Origin of the sequence: Pseudomonas sp. MF6755, from assembly GCF_016405635.1 — a bacterium.
In the GTDB taxonomy this organism is placed as follows: domain Bacteria; phylum Pseudomonadota; class Gammaproteobacteria; order Pseudomonadales; family Pseudomonadaceae; genus Aquipseudomonas; species Aquipseudomonas haemolytica.
This window is the reverse complement of the sequence record NZ_JAEKDA010000009.1, coordinates 160,906-177,219: the sequence shown is the minus strand read 5'-3', so window position 1 is coordinate 177,219 and position 16,314 is coordinate 160,906. Positions and strand designations below refer to the sequence as shown.

The window sequence follows — 16,314 nt, the reverse complement described above, 5'->3', positions numbered from 1 at the left end:
GCACCTCGCCCGGCAAGCATCAGGATCGGGCGCGTGATTACGCCAATGCCCGGGCATGGCATGAGCGTTGCTATCAGGCTTTAACAGCCACGCTATTTCCATTTCGTTTCGGAGTCTGCATGAGCACGGAGTTTTTCTGGCGGCTGCCCTTGGGCACCGACGGCCAGCAATTGAGTACAGACCTGCACAATCGCGGCAGCTTCAATTTAAGCCCAGGGCATATCGCGCCCGGCCATCGACCCAACGGTCAGCCTGACGGTTTTACCTACATCGATTACATCGCCCAAGTGGCCAAAGCCGCCGAGTTGGCCGGCTTTGAAGGCGCACTGTTGCCCACCGGCCCCGAGCCGTGGATCGTCGCCGCGGCCCTGGCCCGGGAGACCCGACGCATCCGCTTTCTGGTTGCCTTCCAGGCCACCTGGACGCTTCCCGCCTATGCCGCGCAACAGGCTGCCATCCTTCAGCACTTGAGCCACGGCCGCCTGGACTGGAACATCATCACGGGTGGCAACCCTGCCAGCCAGCGTGCCCAGGGTGACTTCCTCGACCATGACCAGCGCTACCGCCGCACCGGGGAATTCCTCGACATCATTCAGGGCCTGTGGGAGCACGAGCAGTTCTCCTATGAAGGCCAGGTCTACCAGTTGGAGAAAGGCTCCCTGCCCCCCGGCCTACGCGATGAGCGCAAGCCCGGCATCTATTTTTCCGGTTTCTCCGAGCCGGCCCTGGATGTGGCCGCCAAGCACGCCGATGTGTACCTGAACTGGGCCGAGCCCCTGGACACCCTCAAGCCACACATGGAGCGCGTGCGTGAACGCGCGGCCCAGCAGGGCCGCGAAGTGCGCTTCGGCCTGCGGGTCGACCTGTTCGCCCGGGAAACCGAAGAAGCCGCCTGGCGCGATCTACGTCGTCAATTCGATGCCGTGGGTAATCGCGGCAGCAGCGAGGCCAAGGCCTTCGTCGGTGGCTCCGATTCGGTGGGGGCTGCACGCCAGACGGCCTATCACCAGAATGTCGATCGTTTCGAAGACCTGATCATCGGCCCCAACCTGTGGGCCGGCTTCGCCAAGGCCAAGCCCGGCCCGACCGTGGGCCTGGTGGGCAGCCATGAGAATGTCGCCGAACGCCTGGTCGAATACCGTGACGCGGGCTTCTCGACCTTTATCCTCGCCAGCAACCCACACCTGGAAGAAGCCTTGCGCATTGGCCAGGAAGTGTTGCCACTGGTGCAAGACCGCCCTTCGCGCTGAACAAGGATGACCATGAGCCAAACACCTCTCGACACCCTCTGGTACACCCACAGCCCCGTCCCGACCGGGCTGGGCATTGCCGTGGAATCCGGACGCCTGGCCGAAGCGTTCCTGCCAACGGGCACGAATATCCAGGCGCTGCGCGAGTCCAGTGAACGGGATATTCGCGAAGCGCACTTCGACCATCACCTGCCCAATTCGGTCCGCCATGGCGGCAACATCCCGGCGATCTGGGCCTATGCCAACGGCAGCGACACACGCCTGCTGGGACTGTCGTGGAGCGACGAAGTACAACTGATCCTGACTACGGTCGAAAGCGGGGTCAAAACCGTCCGCGACCTCAAACACCGCCGTTTTGGCATCCCCAAGTGGGCCAATGTGCAAATCGATTTCACCCGTGCCCAGGCCCTGCGTGGCCTGGAGAATGCACTGAAGCTCGAAGGTATGAGCGTCAGCGATGTGGACCTGGTGGACTACCCCTATGGCGGCACCTACAGCGACGAACAAGTACGCCACGTCCACGGCGCCCAGGTGTCGTTCGGCTTCAATCGCACCCAGCGACGCAACAATGAATTGATCGGCCTGCTGCGCGGGGACATTGATGCGATCTTTCTCAAGGGCGCCCACGCCGTGCAATTGGCCGATGAGTTCGGCCTGCACATCGTCATCGACACCGGCTCCCACCCCGACCCGATGATCCGCTCCAATAACGGTACACCCCGTACCCTCACCGTAGACCGGCACTTGTTGGAGCATCATTTCGACGCGGCAGAAACCATCGTCGATTGCGTGTTGCGCGCGGAGCAATGGGCCTGGGCCAACCCCGAAAAAACCCGTCAATTCCTCGCCCGCGAACTCAACACCAGTGAGTACTGGGTCGCCACCGCCTACGGCGAAGATGCCCATCGACGCTTACGCACCATGCTCGATGAACAGTCGATCCTGGCACTGCAGGACTTCACCGATTTCCTGCAGCGCTGGCAGTTCATTCCACGGCGTTTCGATGTGCGTGACTGGATTGATTTCAGCGTACTGGAAAGCGTGCTGGGGGCCACGTCAAAATTGTCCATCTAGTTGCACAGCACGCATTCTCGGCCGGTTTACCGGCCTTTTCTTTGCCTGACTAAACGCGCCTTGTCGGAATTTAAAACAGCCCTTGCTGACGCGCTGCTGCTGGGGCAGCACTCCATTCGACCGAGTCAGAAACTCACGCCAGAATTAAAAAATTAATCCAATTAAAACATGATGTTAGATCACACCAATAACTTGGCATACCCCCTGCTATACAGAGTTACTTTCAAGGTTTGCAGCGCATTTAAAAGACAACTTAAGCAAACCGAAAAGTGACAGGTAAATTACTTTCGGAGGGGTTATGCACCGCATTAACAGGATTACCCGCAGCATCTGGCTGGCCACGGCCTTGGCGGGCACGTGGCACAGCCTGCCTGCACTGGCGCAGGAACAAACACCCGCCGCAGAACAGGACACGGCACCGACGTTGAAATCGGTGACGGTCACCGCCCAACGCCGCGAAGAAAGTGTGCAGGACATCGCCAACGCCGTCAGTGCAGTGTCAGGGGAAACCCTTGGCCAGACCGGTACCGACTACATCGGCAAAGCCATCCAATTCGTACCTAACGCCCAGGCCAACAACCCCGACGGCGATGCGCGACCGCGCTGGTACATTCGCGGCGTCGGCACCGGCGATCAGGGCGCAGCCACCGTGTTCCCGGTGGGTGTGTATGTCGACGACGTCTACCTCAACGCACCGCTGGCCGGTGGTGACCCGCTGTTCGACCTGGACCGCATCGAAATCCTGCGCGGACCACAAGGCACGTTGTACGGAAAGAACACCACTGGCGGCGCGGTGAATATCCTGACCAAAAAGCCGACCTTCGAAAACGACGGCTACGCGACCCTCGGCTACGGCAGCAAGAACGAGAAGATCGTCAATGGCGCACTCGGCGGCACCCTGGTGGAAGACCGCCTGGCTGCACGCGTGTCGTTGTACTCCAAGGAGCGCGACGGTTTTATCAAGAACGTCTACGACGACAAGGATTACGACCGCGTCGACAACAAAGCCGTACGCCTGCAGTTCCTCGCCAAGTTCAACCCCGACCTCACCGCGCTGTGGAGCCTGCATGACAGCCAGACCCGCGGCACCGCGGCGGGCCTGTTACCGGTGGGTCGGTTCCCGTGGCTGGGCGGCTATAGCCGCAGTAACCCGGATCGACGCTACATCGACAGCAACGTCGACAATAAATCGAAGATCGAACACGCCGGCACGTCCCTGACCCTCAACTACGATTTGGGCGACTACCGCCTGACATCGATCAGTGCCTACGACGAAACCAAACAACGGGCTATCGGCGACGATGACCTGTCTCCAGTAGAAAGCGGTCGCAGCTATACCAACAACCGCTGGCGCCAGTACTCCCAGGAGTTCCGTATCGCCTCCCCCACCAGCGAAACCCTGCGCTGGATCCTCGGCACGCATGTCTTCCACGAAGACCTGCAAAGCGCCGGCGCCACCTCGGCGCTGCCGGATGCCGGCGCTTCAGAAGCGAGCTACACCGGTACCTCGTTCGATCACAAGAACACCAGCTACGCGCTGTTCGGCAACCTCGCCTACGACTTCACCGACCAGTTCACCGTGACTGGCGGCCTGCGCTGGACCCGTGAGAAAAAAGACATCGACCTGGACCTGGTGCAAACCACCGGCAGCAACTTCAGTGACGACTGGTGGGACGCCGGCTCCCTGCAAAACCCGGTGGACGTGACGGGCGCAGGCATCACCACCAACGGCAACGCCCGCCGCAACAAGACCTGGAGTGCGGTGACCTACGACCTGACCCCGGAATACCGTATCAACGATAACCTGAGGGTGTACGCACGCTACGCCAAGGGTTTCCGCTCTGGCGCGTTCAACACCGGGCTGTCCAGCAGCCTGGAGCAGTTGAGTACGGTACAGCCGGAGACCCTCAACTCCTATGAGCTGGGGCTCAAGTCCGAGTGGCTCAACGGCCGTGTGCACGCCAACGCCAACGTCTTCTACTACGACTACAAGGACATGCAGGTCAGCGCCACCACGACCACCACCAGCGGCAGCCTGGTGTCGTTGCTGACCAACGGCGCCGAGGGCAAGGCCCGTGGTGCGGAGTTCGAACTGGAAGCCCAGGCCACCGACAACCTGCACCTGCAATTGGCCGCATCGCTGTTCAGCAGTGAGTTCACCGGCGACTTGTGGAAAGGCAACAGCTTTATCCGCGCGCCGCGCCACACCTATGCGCTAGGTGCCGACTACCGCTTCGCGCTGGACATTCCCGGCTCCCTGGTGCTGGGCGGCGACCTGCGCTACCAAAGCAAGGAGTACTTCATCTCGGCCTACCAGCAGTCGCAGTGGACCTGGCTCAACCAGGGCGGTTACACCGTCAGCAATGCGCACTTGAGCTACACCACGGCCGATGAGAAATACAACATCACCGGCTTCGTCAACAACCTCACCGACAAGCACTACCAGACCCATGGCTTGTCCCTCAATCGCGGCAGCGCACCGTACTGGGCCGCGTTTGGTGACCCACGCACGGCAGGTGTCACCGTCACGGCGAAGTTCTGAGCCGCCCATGAAGACGTCCTCTTCGGCACGTCGCCAGCTGCCCGTCCCGGCCTGATTGCTGCCCTGGCAGCAGTGCTCCAGCAACGCGCTGCACGCGCAGCAGCGCGGTACCCCTCACCCACCCGTGTTTGCCGGGCCTCGAGGCTTGGCATACAAGCTGCAAGATTCGCAGCCAGCAGACTGACAAGAGTATTTGCATGCCCAACCTCTCACTGCCGGCGCTTGCGTCCAGGCTCTCTTGGCTTATTTCGCCGTTGGCATTGCTCGCGCTATGGGCCGGTGTCGCCGCAGCCGGGGTGTTCCCTCGGCAACTACTGGTGCCCCCCTTGCAGGTGTGGCGCACCTTCGAGCTGTTGCTGGGCAATGGCGAGCTGCTGGAACACTTACTCACCAGCCTCACCCGCCTGGGCTGGGGCTTGAGTATCGGCGCCGCCAGCGGATTGCTGTTCGGCTTGCTGATGGGCTTGTCGAAGACCGTGGAAGCTTATTGCGGGCCGCTGTTCCACAGCCTGCGACAGATCCCCAGCCTGGCGCTGATCCCGTTGCTGGTGCTGGTGTTCGGCATCGATGAAGTGTTCAAGATCGTCATCGTCGCCGAGGCTGCCTTTTTTCCCCTCGCGCTGGCCACCAGCCAAGGCATCAAGGGCATTCCCCGCAGCTATTTCGAGGTGGCGGCGGTGTATCGCCTGCCCTGGCTGAGCCTGGTCAAAGAGGTCGCGCTGCCGGCGGTGACGCCGCAGATCGTCACCGGCCTGCGCATCGGCCTGACCCGCGCCTGGGTGGTGCTGATCGCTGCCGAGCTGCTGGCAGCCGACAGCGGCCTGGGCCAGATGATCGAGATGGCGCGGCAGATGCTGCGCATCGACGTGGTGATGGTCGGTATCGTGGTCACCGGCATCGTCGGCTTCGCCCTGGACTGGTCCTTGCGCCGTCTTGAACGCCACTTGCAGCGCTGGCAGCCGCCAGGGGTGGCGTCATGAAGTCAGGGTTCAACTATGCCCGTGGCTGGGTGTTGCCCCTGCTGTTACTGGCGGCCTGGGACTGGGCTTCCAGTCGCGGTGCCAGCGGTGCCTATGCGGTGGTGCCGTTGGCACAGATCGGCGCCGGATTGCTGGAAATCATCGGCAATGGCGAACTGCTGACCAACCTGCTGGCCAGCCTGTTGCGCACCAGCCAGGGCCTGATGTTCGGTGTAGCTGCCGGCACGGCGCTGGGCGCCACCATGGCCCTGTCAGCCTGGGGCGAACGCTTGATCGCCCCGCTGTTCCATAGCTTGCGCCAAGTACCGATGCTTGCCTGGATCCCGCTGATCGCGCTGTGGTTCGGCAATGGCGAAAGCTCCAAGGTACTGATCATTGCCTTGGCCGCCAGCTACCCAATGGCGCTCAACACCTTTGAAGGCTTGCGCCAGGTCGACGCCCGCCACCTGGAAGTGGCCCAGGCCCTTGTCCTCACACGCCGCCAGCGCTTCGTCCTGGTGCTGCTGCCCTCAGCGAGGCCGAGTGTGTGTACCGGCGTGCTGCAAGCGATTGCTTTCGCCTGGGTCACGGCGGTGGGCAGCGAGCTGTTCCTGTCTGCCGGCCCAGGGCTGGGTAACCTGATGATGAATGCCGAAGCCGGTGCGCGCATGGAGATCATCCTGTTGTGCGTGATCAGCATCGCCGCCCTGGGCTACGGCATGAGCTTGTTATTCACCCGCCTGAGCCGCTATCTGCTGCGCTGGCGCCCCTGACTTTGAAAGGCCTGGAAATGACTGCAATCGCACCGGACATGGTTTCTCTTACCCCACACACCTTTCCCGGCGCTCTTGAGATCAGAGGGCTGAGCAAGAACTACAGCCTCAAGGGCCAGCGCCTCGCGGTGCTGGACGGGATTGACCTCAAGGTCGCACCAGGGGAATTCGTCAGCGTCGTCGGCCCCAGCGGGTGCGGCAAATCCACGTTGCTGCGACTGATCCTCGGACTGGACAACGACTATCAGGGCCAGATCCTGCTCGACGGTCAACCCGTGCTCGGCACCAGCCTGGACCGTGGCATCGTGTTCCAGGACCACCGTCTGTTCCCGTGGATGACCGTCAGCCAGAACATCGCCCTGGCCCTTAAAAACCACCGCCTGAGCCCCCAGGCCAAGCAACAACGTGTGGACGAACACATCGCCAAGGTCAACCTCCAAGGCTTTGCCGACGCCTACCCTCATCAGCTGTCAGGCGGCATGGCCCAGCGCGCGGCCATCGCTCGTGCGCTGATCAACACACCCAAAGTACTGTTGCTGGATGAGCCGCTGGGCGCCCTGGATGCCTTGACCCGGGTGTATCTGCAACAGGAACTGCAACGCATCTGGGCTCAGCAACGTTGCACGGTCATCATGGTGACCCATGACATCGAAGAGGCGCTTTACCTGGGGGACCGGGTGATTGTGATGCAGGCGCACCCCGGGAAGATTCGGCGGGAAATCACGGTGGGCCTGCCCCACCCAAGGGACCCTCTGTCCCCGCACCTGCATGAGCTGAAGGTACAACTGCGCAGCGAGTTGCTGGGCGAGCATCACGCGTGATGCCGCTCCCCCTTACTCAGGCTTGACCGGGTAGCCACCGATGGGTGGCAACTCGCCGATCTTCTCCAGACGCGCACGTACGATATTGCGGCTGATGCCCAACAGGCGACCGGTCTGCAACTGGTTGCCATGGCAGAACTGATAGGCCGTGCGAAATACGCACTCTTCGATGTGATCGAACAGGTTGTCCAGGTTCTTCTCGAACAGGCTGATCAAGGCCGACTCCAGATCCCCGCCGCTCGCCGCAAGCCCCAGGGGCGCCTGGATTTCCTGGCGGACGGCGGCACTCATTTCCACCAGATGCAAATCCCCCGGCTGGATCAATTGCTGACGGCACACCAGCAAGGCGTGGTGAATGGCGTTCTCCAGCTCGCGAATGTTGCCTGGCCAGTTGTGGGCCAGCAGTTTGCGCTCGGCCTCAGGACTCAGTTGTGCACTGCTGTAGCCCAGGCGCCGGCAGTGTTCGGCAACGAAGAACTCGGTGAGCGGCAGGATGTCTCCCGGACGCTCACGCAAAGGCGGCAGACGGATGGTTGCCACATGCAGCCGGTAAAACAGATCCTCACGGAAATTACCCGCCACCACGGCATCGGCCAGGTTGATATTGGTGGCCGCCACCAACCGCACATTGATCGGAATCGGCGTACGCGAGCCCAGGCGTACCACTTCGCGCTCCTGCAGTACCCGCAGCAATTTGACCTGCATGCCCAGCGGCAAGTCGCCGATCTCATCGAGGAACAAGGTGCCGCCGTTGGCCGCTTCAAACCAGCCGGCTTTGTTCTGGGTGGCGCCGGTGAACGCGCCCTTCTCATGGCCGAACAGCTCACTTTCCACCAGGGTTTCGGGAAAGGCACCGCAGTTGACCGCGACGAAATTCTCCTGGCTGCGCCGGCTCAGATTATGAATCTGGCGCGCCACCAATTCTTTGCCGGTGCCGGTCTCGCCAATGATCAAGGCATTGGCTTCACTGGGGGCGAGGCGCTCGATGCGGTTGAGCAGTTCCTGGGAGCGCGGGTCTTTGAAAACCAGTACGGTGGCCCGAACCGTTTTGCTCAGTTCACGGGCGTTGGGGTGGGTGAGCAATGACATCTTACGGTCCTGTGTCCAAAGTACTTGGGCTCATATTGAACCAAGCTGCATAGATAAAATAATTATTAATTAGTATTTGGTTATTCTATTAAAGAATATAAAAATAGCTGCTGCTGGAGCAGCAACCCATCAGCAATCGGTCGCTGCCTGACCAGCACAAATTCCCCCTTGAACCCGTCAAACCCTCTGGTACAGGGCGCTTTGGCGGCTGGCATGCATTCTGCGTTGTAGCCCGGTATTCGTCGTTTGACCACCGAGGCCTGTTCATGAAATTAACCCGTTCCCTGCCTGCGATGATCGCCACACTGCTGGCATCGCCGCTGGCCATGGCCACCGAGATCGACCCACAGCGGTTGAGCCAACTGGATCAGGATATCCAGCGCGCCACGCCGCAACTGATCGAACTGCGTCATGCCATTCACCAGCATCCCGAGCTGGGCAATCGCGAATTCGACACCGCCAAACGCGTAGCCAAACGCTTGCGTGAACTTGGGATCACGGTGCAGACCGAGGTGGCCCACACCGGTGTCGTGGGGATTTTGCACGGCGGCAAACCCGGCCCAGTGGTCGCTATCCGCTCAGAGTTGGATGCGCTGCCGGTCACCGAACAGACGGGTCTGCCCTACGCCTCCAGCGTTACCGTGCCCTACAGCGGCAACGATTTCAGCCAGGCCGGCAAGACCGTCGGCGTGATGCATGCCTGCGGCCATGACGCGCATATCGCGATTGTACTGGGGGTGGCCGAAGTGCTGGCCAAGCACAAGGACAGCCTGCCCGGCACGGTCAAGTTCATCTTCCAGCCAGCCGAGGAAGGTGTGCCGGTGGGCGAGAAAGGCGGCGCACGCTTGATGATCGAACAAGGCGTGTTGGCTGACCCGGCGCCGGCAGCGATTTTCGGCCTGCATGTGGGCCCGGGGGCTTCCGGGTCGCTGTCGATCAGCCGCCAACGCACCACCGCCGCGGCGGATACCTTTGTGGCCACAGTGACCGGCGAGCAAACCCACGGCGCCTTTCCCTGGGCTGGCATCGACCCGATCCCGCTGGCGGCGCAAATCGTATTGGGCTGGCAAACCATCCCGAGCCGCCAGATGGACTTGGTAGCACTGCCGGCGCCGGTCATTTCAGTCGGTCGCATCGACGCGGGCGTACGCAGCAATATCATCCCCGCCCAGGTGCGCCTGGAAGGCACCGTGCGTACCTTGAGCCAGGCCCAGCGCGACGATGTGATCGAACGCCTGCGCCGCACCGCCAGCAAAATCGCGGAAAGTGCCGGCGCCAGTGCCCACATAGAGGTCACGCCGACCTACCCGGCAGGTTACAACAACAGCGCCTTGGTGGATGCGTTGCTGCCCCAGCTCAAAGCCTCTTCCACGCTGGCGGTGGACATCGAATCCGGGGTCTATGCAGCAGACGACTTCGCCGAATACTCGCGCAGGATCCCCGGCGTGTTCTTCGGCCTGGGCGTAACGCCCGACGGTATCGATCCTGCCCACACCTGGCCGAATCATTCACCCAAATTCCTGGTAGACGACAACGCCCTGCCGGTGGGCGTGCGCGCGCTTTCACGCGTGACACTGGCCTATCTCGCCAACAACGGTTTCAACCTGCCTGCTGGAGTACAGCCATGAACCTGCCCTACAAACGCCTGATCGCCACACTGGCGCTGGCCCTGAGCCCGGTCCTGACGGCATTGGCCGCTGCTACCCCTGACAGCGTGCGCATCGGGATTGTCTCGTTCACCCAAGGCGGAAAGCCGGTATTCGGCGGCATCCCCGGGCGGGTGATCGAAGAGGGCTGGCTGGAACAGGAACTTGAAAAACGCGGCGTCGCCCTGGAGTGGCAAGCCCTGCCCCACGCCAACGCCGGCCCGCAAATCAACGAGGGGTTTTCCAACAATGGCATGGACTTCGCCGTACGCGGCGACCTGCCCTCGGTCATCGCCCTGGCCGGTGGCGTGCCGGGCAAACTGGTGGTGCCCGGCGGCAGCGGCAACAACATTTACCTCGTGGTGCCCAAGGACTCGCCGGCGCATTCCATTGAAGACCTCAAGGGTAAACGCCTGGCCCTGCACCGTGGCCGTCCATGGGAGTTTCCCTTCAGTGAGTTCCTGGCCAGCAAGGGCCTGGCGCTCAAGGATTTCAAGATCGCCAATATCAACCCGCAAGTCGGGGCCGCAGCAGTGTCGGCGGGAAAGGTGGACGCCGCTGTGCTGCTCAGCGAGGCGTATCTGCTGGAAGACAAGCAAGTAGGCCGGGTGCTGTGGTCAAGCAAACAAGGCGATGCAGACTGGCGCCTTGTGTCAGACCTGTGGGGCACCGAGCGCTTTGTCGACAGCCAGCCGCAGTTGACCCAACTGGTCGCCACCGCTTGGGTCAAAGCCAGCCAATGGCTCGCCGACCCACGCAATGCCGATGAGTACTACCGCTTCTCGTCCCTGGCCGGCACCCCACAAAGCGTGTTGCGCCGCGACGACCAGGGCGACCCGGTGCCGTGGGCCCAACGCTGGGCACCGAAAACCGATGCGCAGTTGCTCAAGCACTTTGCCGCCCTGTCCCAGTACGCCCTGAATAATCAGTTGATCAGCACCCAGCCCGACCTCAGCCAGTCGCTGGCCACCCGCTTCACCCACCAAGCCATTCGTGACCTGGGCCTGGTGGACCTGTGGCCCGACCTCAAGGCCCAGGTCGAAAGCACCCGCTAACCCTTTCCCGGAGATCGCTTGATGAGCATCGACTTCTTCACCCGCCTGCCCCTGCATGGCGAAATCCAATTCCTGCCGGGCGACCCGCACCTGGAGGAGAACTACCGCCTGGGCGAACACATCCGCCCGCACTTTCGCCATCTTCGTCAGCCCGCTGCGCGGCATCCGGCGCACCCTAGCGAACAGGTGGCGTAATGGAACAGACGTTTTTAAGCCGCCGACGTTTCCTCGGCAACAGCCTGACCCTGGGCTCAAGTCTCGTGCTGGGCAGCAGTTTGCTCAGCGCCTGTGGCGACGGTGCAGCGCCGGCGGCCAAGGCCATCACTGCGACCAGCGGCCCACAGTATGGCGGGCGCCTGCGCCTGGGGGTCATCGATGGCAGCCGCAGTGGCAACCTCGACGCACATAAACCCGTGGGCAGCGGCATCATTCGCGGCTTTGCGCTCTACAGCAAACTGTGGGAATGGGACGAGAACATGCTGCCGCGCCTGGCCCTGGCCGAAGAGGCCGAGGTCAGCCCGGACGCGCGCACCTGGACGTTGCGCCTGCACAAGGACCTGGAATTTCACCACGGCAAGACCATCGACGCCGACGACCTGGTTTTCTCCATCCGCCGCCTCACCGACCCACAACTGGCCTCGCCCTACGCGGCGCTGCTGCACTGGATCGACCGCGATAACCTGGAGAAACTCGACGCGCGAACCCTTCGCGTGCGCTTCAAGGACGGCGCCGGTTTCGTGCCGCTGCCGGAAACCTGGGTCAACTTCGGTGGCATCGTGCCGGTGGACTATCACCCGGTGACCAACCCGGTGGGTGCCGGCCCCTACAAGTTCAAGAGCTTCACCCCTGGCCAACGGTCGCTGTTCACCCGCTTCGAGAACTACTACAAGGCAGGAAAACCCTACGCCGATGAGTTGGAGATCATCGACTTCAAGGATCAGACCTCACGCCTGGCGGCCCTGCAATCCGGGCAGATCGACCTGGCTAATGGCTTGGCCAACGAACACCTGCGCCTGGTCCAGGCCGATCCGAAACTGCAGGTGCTGACCTCTGTGACCGGCAACTGGCTGTCCTTCGACATGAACCTCAGCCAAGCGCCGTTCAACGACCCGAGGGTGCGCGAAGCCTTTCGCCTGATGGCTGACCGCGACGAACTGGTGGCTCGTGCCTTGAATGGCCAAGGGCGCGTGGCCAACGACCTGTATGCTCCCAATGACCCGACCTTCAACCACAGCATCGCGCAACGCCCCTACAACCTGGAGCGGGCCAAAACCCTGTTGCGTGAAGCCGGCCAGGAACAGTTGAGCGTGGAACTGGTGGCAGACCACGACAGCGGCGCCGTCGCTTCGGCGCTGGTGTTCGCCGAACAGGCCAAGCGCGCAGGCGTAGACATTCGCGTGCGCCAAGTGGACAGCGCCACCTTCAACGGCCCGCAACTGACCCAATGGCCTTTGAGCACCGGTGGCAGCATCGGTGCGCCGTTTCTGACCTGCGGGCTGCACGCTGACGCGCCGGTGTCAGTGGCCAATAAAACCCACTTCAGCGACCCGCTTTTCGACCGTCTGTTCCTGGAGGCCCTGGCCCAACCCGATCTGGAAAAACGCCGTTTGCTGGTGCACCAAGCGCAACAGATCCAACATGACAAGGGCGGGATGCTGATCTGGGGCTACGCCAACCTGCTCGATGGCTTCGCTAGCCGCGTCGGCGGGACCCAGGCCGAGAAGACCTTGTTCCCCACCTGGCGCTTCGACAGCCTGTGGCTCAAGGAGTCGGCGTGAGCTGGCTGGCACGGCGCCTGTTATCCGGGCTCGGCACCGTATTATTGATCAGCGTGCTGGTGTTCCTGGCGATCCGCCTGCTGCCCTCGGACCCGGCGCGGGTGATCCTCGGGCCAGGCGCCCCCGAGGCGTCGTTACACACGCTGCGTGAGCAATTGGGTTTGCACTTGCCGCTGTGGCAACAATACCTGCAATGGCTCGCAGCAGCGTTGCGTGGCGACTTGGGCCTGTCGCTGGACTCACAGGTCGCTGTGACCCAACTGCTTGACCAGCGCTTCGCCAACTCCCTGGCCCTGCTCAGCCTGGTTGCGCTGTGCAACCTGCTATTGGCCGTGGGACTAGGCACACTGTTGGCGCTATACCGCGACCGCTGGGTCGACCGCCTGACCTTGCCGGTGCTGGTGATGTTCAAGTCACTGCCGGGGTTTGTGCTGGCGATTGCGTTGATCATGTTGTTCGCCACCAGCGTGTTCACCTGGCTGCCGGCCGTGTCACTACTGGACCCCGAACGCTCGGCGTTCGCCCAGGGGCGCTATCTGGTACTGCCCGTGGCGGCGCTGGTGCTGGCCAGCGCGCCGTACCTGATCCGCCTGGTGCGCGCCGCGATGATCGAAGCGTTGCACAGCGACTACGTCGAAGCCGCACGCCTGCGTGGCCTGCAACCCTGGCGCCTGGTGCTCGGGCATGCCTTGCCCAACGCAACACTGCCGCTGATCCAGGGGCTGGCCTTGACGCTCAGCGTGTTTTTCAGCAGCACGTTGCTGGTGGAGATCGCATTTACTTTCCCCGGGGTGGGCAGCTTGCTCAACGATGCCATTCGCCTGCGCGACGTGCCGGTCATTCAGGCCGCGGTGAGTGCGATTGCGGCGTTTGTGGTGCTGGTGAATCTGCTCGCGGACCTGCTGGCCACGCTGTGTATTGCGACACTGCGCACCCAGCGTTTGCAGCCCTAAAGCGAGTGCTCCAGTAGTTGCCGCGTGTAGGCCGCACGCAGTTGCTCGAACACTTCGGTCACCGCGCCCTGCTCCACCAGCCTGCCGTCCTTGAGCACCAGCACCCGATCCGCCACCGCCCGCACCACATTCAGGTCATGGGTGACAAACAGCAACGCCATCCCCTCATCCTGCAGGCCGCGCAACAGCGCCAGGATCGACGCCTGCACCGAAACATCCAGGGCCGAAGTGATCTCATCGCAAATCAGCAACCGGGGCTCACACACTAGCGCGCGAGCAATCGCTACGCGCTGGCGCTCACCGCCCGACAAACTGCCGGGGTAGGTGTCAGCCAGTGACACGGGCAACGCCACACGGATCAACGCTTGCTCAATACGCTGGCGCAACGCTGCGCCCTTGAGGCCGAAGAAATGCCGCAACGGCGTGGCCAGGCTTTGCGCCACGGTGTGACGCGGGTTCAAGGCGCGCAGCGGGTTCTGGAATATGTACTGGATACGACGGCGCTGCTCTGCCGAGCGACCGCCCACGGCCAGGCTCAATGGCTCACCGGCAAAGCGCAACTGCCCGCACGCCTCCTGCGCCAGCCCGACCAGGGCACGGGACACGCTGCTTTTGCCCGAGCCGGACTCACCCACCAACGCCAGGCACTCGCCCACGTGCACGTGCAGGCTCACCCCCTCGACGACCGGCCGCCCTGCATAGCGCACCGCCAACTCGCTGACCGCCAACAGTACCGGTTGCGGCGCAAGCACCGTCGAGGGCCTGGCCGCCAACGTGGCCGCAGCCACCAGCCGCTGGCTGTAGGGGTGGACGGGCTGGCGAAACAACTGCGCGGTCTCGGCACACTCCACCACTCGGCCGGCGTACAGCACCATCACTCGGTCGGCGAGCGACTTGACCACCGCCAGATCATGGGACACGTACACCGCCGCCACGCCCTGGCTTTTGCACAACTGACGCAGGGAAGCCAGGAAGCGCGCCTGGGTGGTCACGTCCAACGCCGTGGTCGGCTCATCCAGCACCACCACCTGTGGCCGCAAGATAAACGCCAGCGCGAGCAATACCCGCTGCTGCTGACCACCGGACAATTGATGGGCAAACCGTTTGAGAAAGCCCTCGTCATCCGGCAATCCCACTTGCTGCAGGGTTTCCCGCAGGCGCTGTTGCCGCGCCGCACGGGACAATTGCGGCTCATGGGCCGCCAAGGTTTCGTGCAACTGCCTGAGGATGCGCAACGCCGGGTTAAGCGCCATCGCCGGGTCCTGGGGGATATAGGCGATCAAGCCGCCACGGGCCTTGCGCAGCGCTTCGCCATGCAGACTCAACACGTCGGCACCCGCGACAATCACCCGCCCATCCGTGAGCTGCGCGCCCTTGCGCACATGGCCCAACAGTGCGGTGGCCAACGTGGTTTTGCCCGAACCGGACTCCCCCACCAGGCCAAGGATTTGCCCCGCACTCAATTCAAAATTGATCTGGGCAATCACGTCTCTGCCACTGTCCAGTTGCACCCGCAGGTGCTCAACGCGCAACGGTTTCATGGCGTATGCTCCAACACCCCGGCGCGCACCCGGCCTATGCCTTCGGCGAGCATGTTACTGGCGTAGGCGAACACGCCAATCAACAAGGCCGGCACCAGCACGGCCCAGGGTTGCAGGACCAGCCCGCCCTGGTTCTCACTGATCATCAGGCCCCAGTCCGCCGCCGGTGGCGCCACACCGTAGCCAAGGAAACTCAGCCCCGACAAGATACCAATGGCCCAGGTCAGCATGCTGCCCAAGTGCACGAGCATGGGCGTGAGGATGTTCGGCAGTACTTCGCGTAACAACAGGTGCCGGCGCGGTAATCCCATGGCACGCAGCACTTCGATAAACGCCTGCTCCATCACGGCCTGGGTACTGGCGCGGGTCTGGCGAATCATTCCGGGTAGAAACGCGAAGGCCACGGTCAGCACGATCAACCACGGCTCACGTCCGAGCAACGACACCACCAACAGCACCAGGATCAACTCGGGAAAAGCCAGCGACACGTCGGCGCTCCAGCGAATCAGCCGGTCCAGCGGTCCACGGGAGAACCCCGCCAGCAACCCCAGCCCGGCGCCCGTCAGCAGCGCCAGCAACGACGCCGCGAGGGACATCCACACCACGCTCCAGCCGCCCTCCAACACTCGCGACAATACGTCATGCCCGAGGTAGTCGTACCCCAACGGCGCACCGGCCGTGGGCGCGCCGTACACCGGCCCGAGCAATTCACTGGCGCCATAGGGCGCCAGCAACGGCCCGGCGAGCGCCAGGCCGATCACCAGCAGGCTCAGCCCCGCGCCCTGGCGCACTTGTCGATTGGCCGCCAGAGCGCGCCAGGGAAGAGACAACAT

At 62.8% G+C, this 16,314-nt stretch carries 14 protein-coding genes; 11 read left to right on the top strand and 3 right to left on the bottom strand.

Annotated elements, in window-relative coordinates; translation table 11 throughout:
- Positions 1-119: 119 nt before the first annotated feature.
- The 6 genes from JFT66_RS14070 to JFT66_RS14045 all read left to right on the top strand — a co-directional run bounded on the left by JFT66_RS14070 (position 120) and on the right by JFT66_RS14045 (position 7,419).
- On the top strand, positions 120-1,250 hold the full coding sequence (locus JFT66_RS14070) for an LLM class flavin-dependent oxidoreductase (RefSeq protein WP_198859454.1): 1,131 nt from the start codon (positions 120-122) through the stop codon (positions 1,248-1,250).
- A gap of 12 nt (positions 1,251-1,262) precedes the next feature.
- Positions 1,263-2,324: an ABC transporter substrate-binding protein gene (locus JFT66_RS14065; RefSeq protein WP_198859453.1), complete on the top strand. Its 1,062-nt coding sequence runs from the start codon at positions 1,263-1,265 to the stop codon at positions 2,322-2,324.
- Positions 2,325-2,622: 298 nt separating this feature from the next.
- On the top strand, positions 2,623-4,866 hold the full coding sequence (locus JFT66_RS14060) for a TonB-dependent receptor (protein WP_198859452.1): 2,244 nt from the start codon (positions 2,623-2,625) through the stop codon (positions 4,864-4,866).
- Positions 4,867-5,063: 197 nt separating this feature from the next.
- On the top strand, positions 5,064-5,846 hold the full coding sequence (locus JFT66_RS14055; protein ID WP_153872319.1) for an ABC transporter permease: 783 nt from the start codon (positions 5,064-5,066) through the stop codon (positions 5,844-5,846).
- Positions 5,843-6,598 (top strand): ABC transporter permease, encoded by a 756-nt coding sequence (locus tag JFT66_RS14050; protein ID WP_198859451.1) that lies wholly within the window; start codon positions 5,843-5,845, stop codon positions 6,596-6,598. Before JFT66_RS14055 ends, JFT66_RS14050 begins: the two co-directional genes overlap by 4 nt.
- Positions 6,599-6,615: 17 nt before the next feature.
- Positions 6,616-7,419 (top strand): ABC transporter ATP-binding protein, encoded by an 804-nt coding sequence (locus JFT66_RS14045; protein WP_153872321.1) that lies wholly within the window; start codon positions 6,616-6,618, stop codon positions 7,417-7,419.
- 12 nt (positions 7,420-7,431) lie between these two features.
- On the opposite strand, the gene JFT66_RS14040 is transcribed toward JFT66_RS14045, so the two are convergent.
- Positions 7,432-8,508 carry a sigma-54 interaction domain-containing protein gene (locus tag JFT66_RS14040; RefSeq protein ID WP_198859450.1) on the bottom strand — a complete coding sequence of 359 codons (1,077 nt, stop codon included), beginning with the start codon at positions 8,506-8,508 and terminating at the stop codon, positions 7,432-7,434.
- Between the two features lie 266 nt (positions 8,509-8,774).
- Between JFT66_RS14040 and JFT66_RS14035 the strand changes: the two genes are divergently transcribed.
- From JFT66_RS14035 to JFT66_RS14015, 5 genes are read left to right on the top strand one after another with little or no spacing between them, the layout of a single operon-like run.
- A complete protein-coding gene (locus JFT66_RS14035) occupies positions 8,775-10,136 on the top strand; it encodes an amidohydrolase (protein ID WP_198859449.1) in 1,362 nt (453 codons plus the stop codon).
- Positions 10,133-11,209 carry an ABC transporter substrate-binding protein gene (locus JFT66_RS14030; protein ID WP_198859448.1) on the top strand — a complete coding sequence of 359 codons (1,077 nt, stop codon included), beginning with the start codon at positions 10,133-10,135 and terminating at the stop codon, positions 11,207-11,209. Before JFT66_RS14035 ends, JFT66_RS14030 begins: the two co-directional genes overlap by 4 nt.
- A 21-nt stretch (positions 11,210-11,230) precedes the next feature.
- A complete protein-coding gene (locus JFT66_RS14025) occupies positions 11,231-11,404 on the top strand; it encodes a hypothetical protein (RefSeq protein ID WP_198859517.1) in 174 nt (57 codons plus the stop codon).
- Positions 11,404-12,987, top strand: a complete 1,584-nt coding sequence (locus tag JFT66_RS14020; protein WP_198859447.1) for an ABC transporter substrate-binding protein — start codon at positions 11,404-11,406, stop codon at positions 12,985-12,987. Before JFT66_RS14025 ends, JFT66_RS14020 begins: the two co-directional genes overlap by 1 nt.
- Entirely contained in the window at positions 12,984-13,940 is a 957-nt protein-coding gene (locus JFT66_RS14015; protein WP_198859446.1) for an ABC transporter permease, read from the top strand. Before JFT66_RS14020 ends, JFT66_RS14015 begins: the two co-directional genes overlap by 4 nt.
- Here the strand turns inward: JFT66_RS14015 and nikE are convergent.
- Positions 13,937-15,481, bottom strand: coding sequence for a nickel ABC transporter ATP-binding protein NikE (gene nikE, locus JFT66_RS14010; RefSeq protein ID WP_198859445.1), 1,545 nt, complete (start codon positions 15,479-15,481; stop codon positions 13,937-13,939). The two genes, JFT66_RS14015 and nikE, sit on opposite strands and share 4 nt — an antisense overlap.
- Positions 15,478-16,314, bottom strand: coding sequence for an ABC transporter permease (locus JFT66_RS14005; RefSeq protein WP_198859444.1), 837 nt, complete (start codon positions 16,312-16,314; stop codon positions 15,478-15,480). The genes nikE and JFT66_RS14005 overlap by 4 nt, the downstream gene beginning before the upstream one ends.

What these genes read in the sequence shown, in the direction of transcription:
- JFT66_RS14025 (WP_198859517.1), top strand. Translation starts at nt 11,231, where the DNA reads ATGAGCATCGACTTCTTCACCCGCCTGCCCCTGCATGGCGAAATCCAA.
- JFT66_RS14035 (WP_198859449.1), top strand. Translation starts at nt 8,775, where the DNA reads ATGAAATTAACCCGTTCCCTGCCTGCGATGATCGCCACACTGCTGGCA.
- JFT66_RS14020 (WP_198859447.1), top strand. Translation starts at nt 11,404, where the DNA reads ATGGAACAGACGTTTTTAAGCCGCCGACGTTTCCTCGGCAACAGCCTG.
- JFT66_RS14055 (WP_153872319.1), top strand. Translation starts at nt 5,064, where the DNA reads ATGCCCAACCTCTCACTGCCGGCGCTTGCGTCCAGGCTCTCTTGGCTT.
- nikE (WP_198859445.1), bottom strand. Translation starts at nt 15,481, where the DNA reads ATGAAACCGTTGCGCGTTGAGCACCTGCGGGTGCAACTGGACAGTGGC.
- JFT66_RS14030 (WP_198859448.1), top strand. Translation starts at nt 10,133, where the DNA reads ATGAACCTGCCCTACAAACGCCTGATCGCCACACTGGCGCTGGCCCTG.
- JFT66_RS14005 (WP_198859444.1), bottom strand. Translation starts at nt 16,314, where the DNA reads ATGTTGTCTCTTCCCTGGCGCGCTCTGGCGGCCAATCGACAAGTGCGC.
- JFT66_RS14045 (WP_153872321.1), top strand. Translation starts at nt 6,616, where the DNA reads ATGACTGCAATCGCACCGGACATGGTTTCTCTTACCCCACACACCTTT.
- JFT66_RS14060 (WP_198859452.1), top strand. Translation starts at nt 2,623, where the DNA reads ATGCACCGCATTAACAGGATTACCCGCAGCATCTGGCTGGCCACGGCC.
- JFT66_RS14040 (WP_198859450.1), bottom strand. Translation starts at nt 8,508, where the DNA reads ATGTCATTGCTCACCCACCCCAACGCCCGTGAACTGAGCAAAACGGTT.
- JFT66_RS14065 (WP_198859453.1), top strand. Translation starts at nt 1,263, where the DNA reads ATGAGCCAAACACCTCTCGACACCCTCTGGTACACCCACAGCCCCGTC.
- JFT66_RS14050 (WP_198859451.1), top strand. Translation starts at nt 5,843, where the DNA reads ATGAAGTCAGGGTTCAACTATGCCCGTGGCTGGGTGTTGCCCCTGCTG.
- JFT66_RS14070 (WP_198859454.1), top strand. Translation starts at nt 120, where the DNA reads ATGAGCACGGAGTTTTTCTGGCGGCTGCCCTTGGGCACCGACGGCCAG.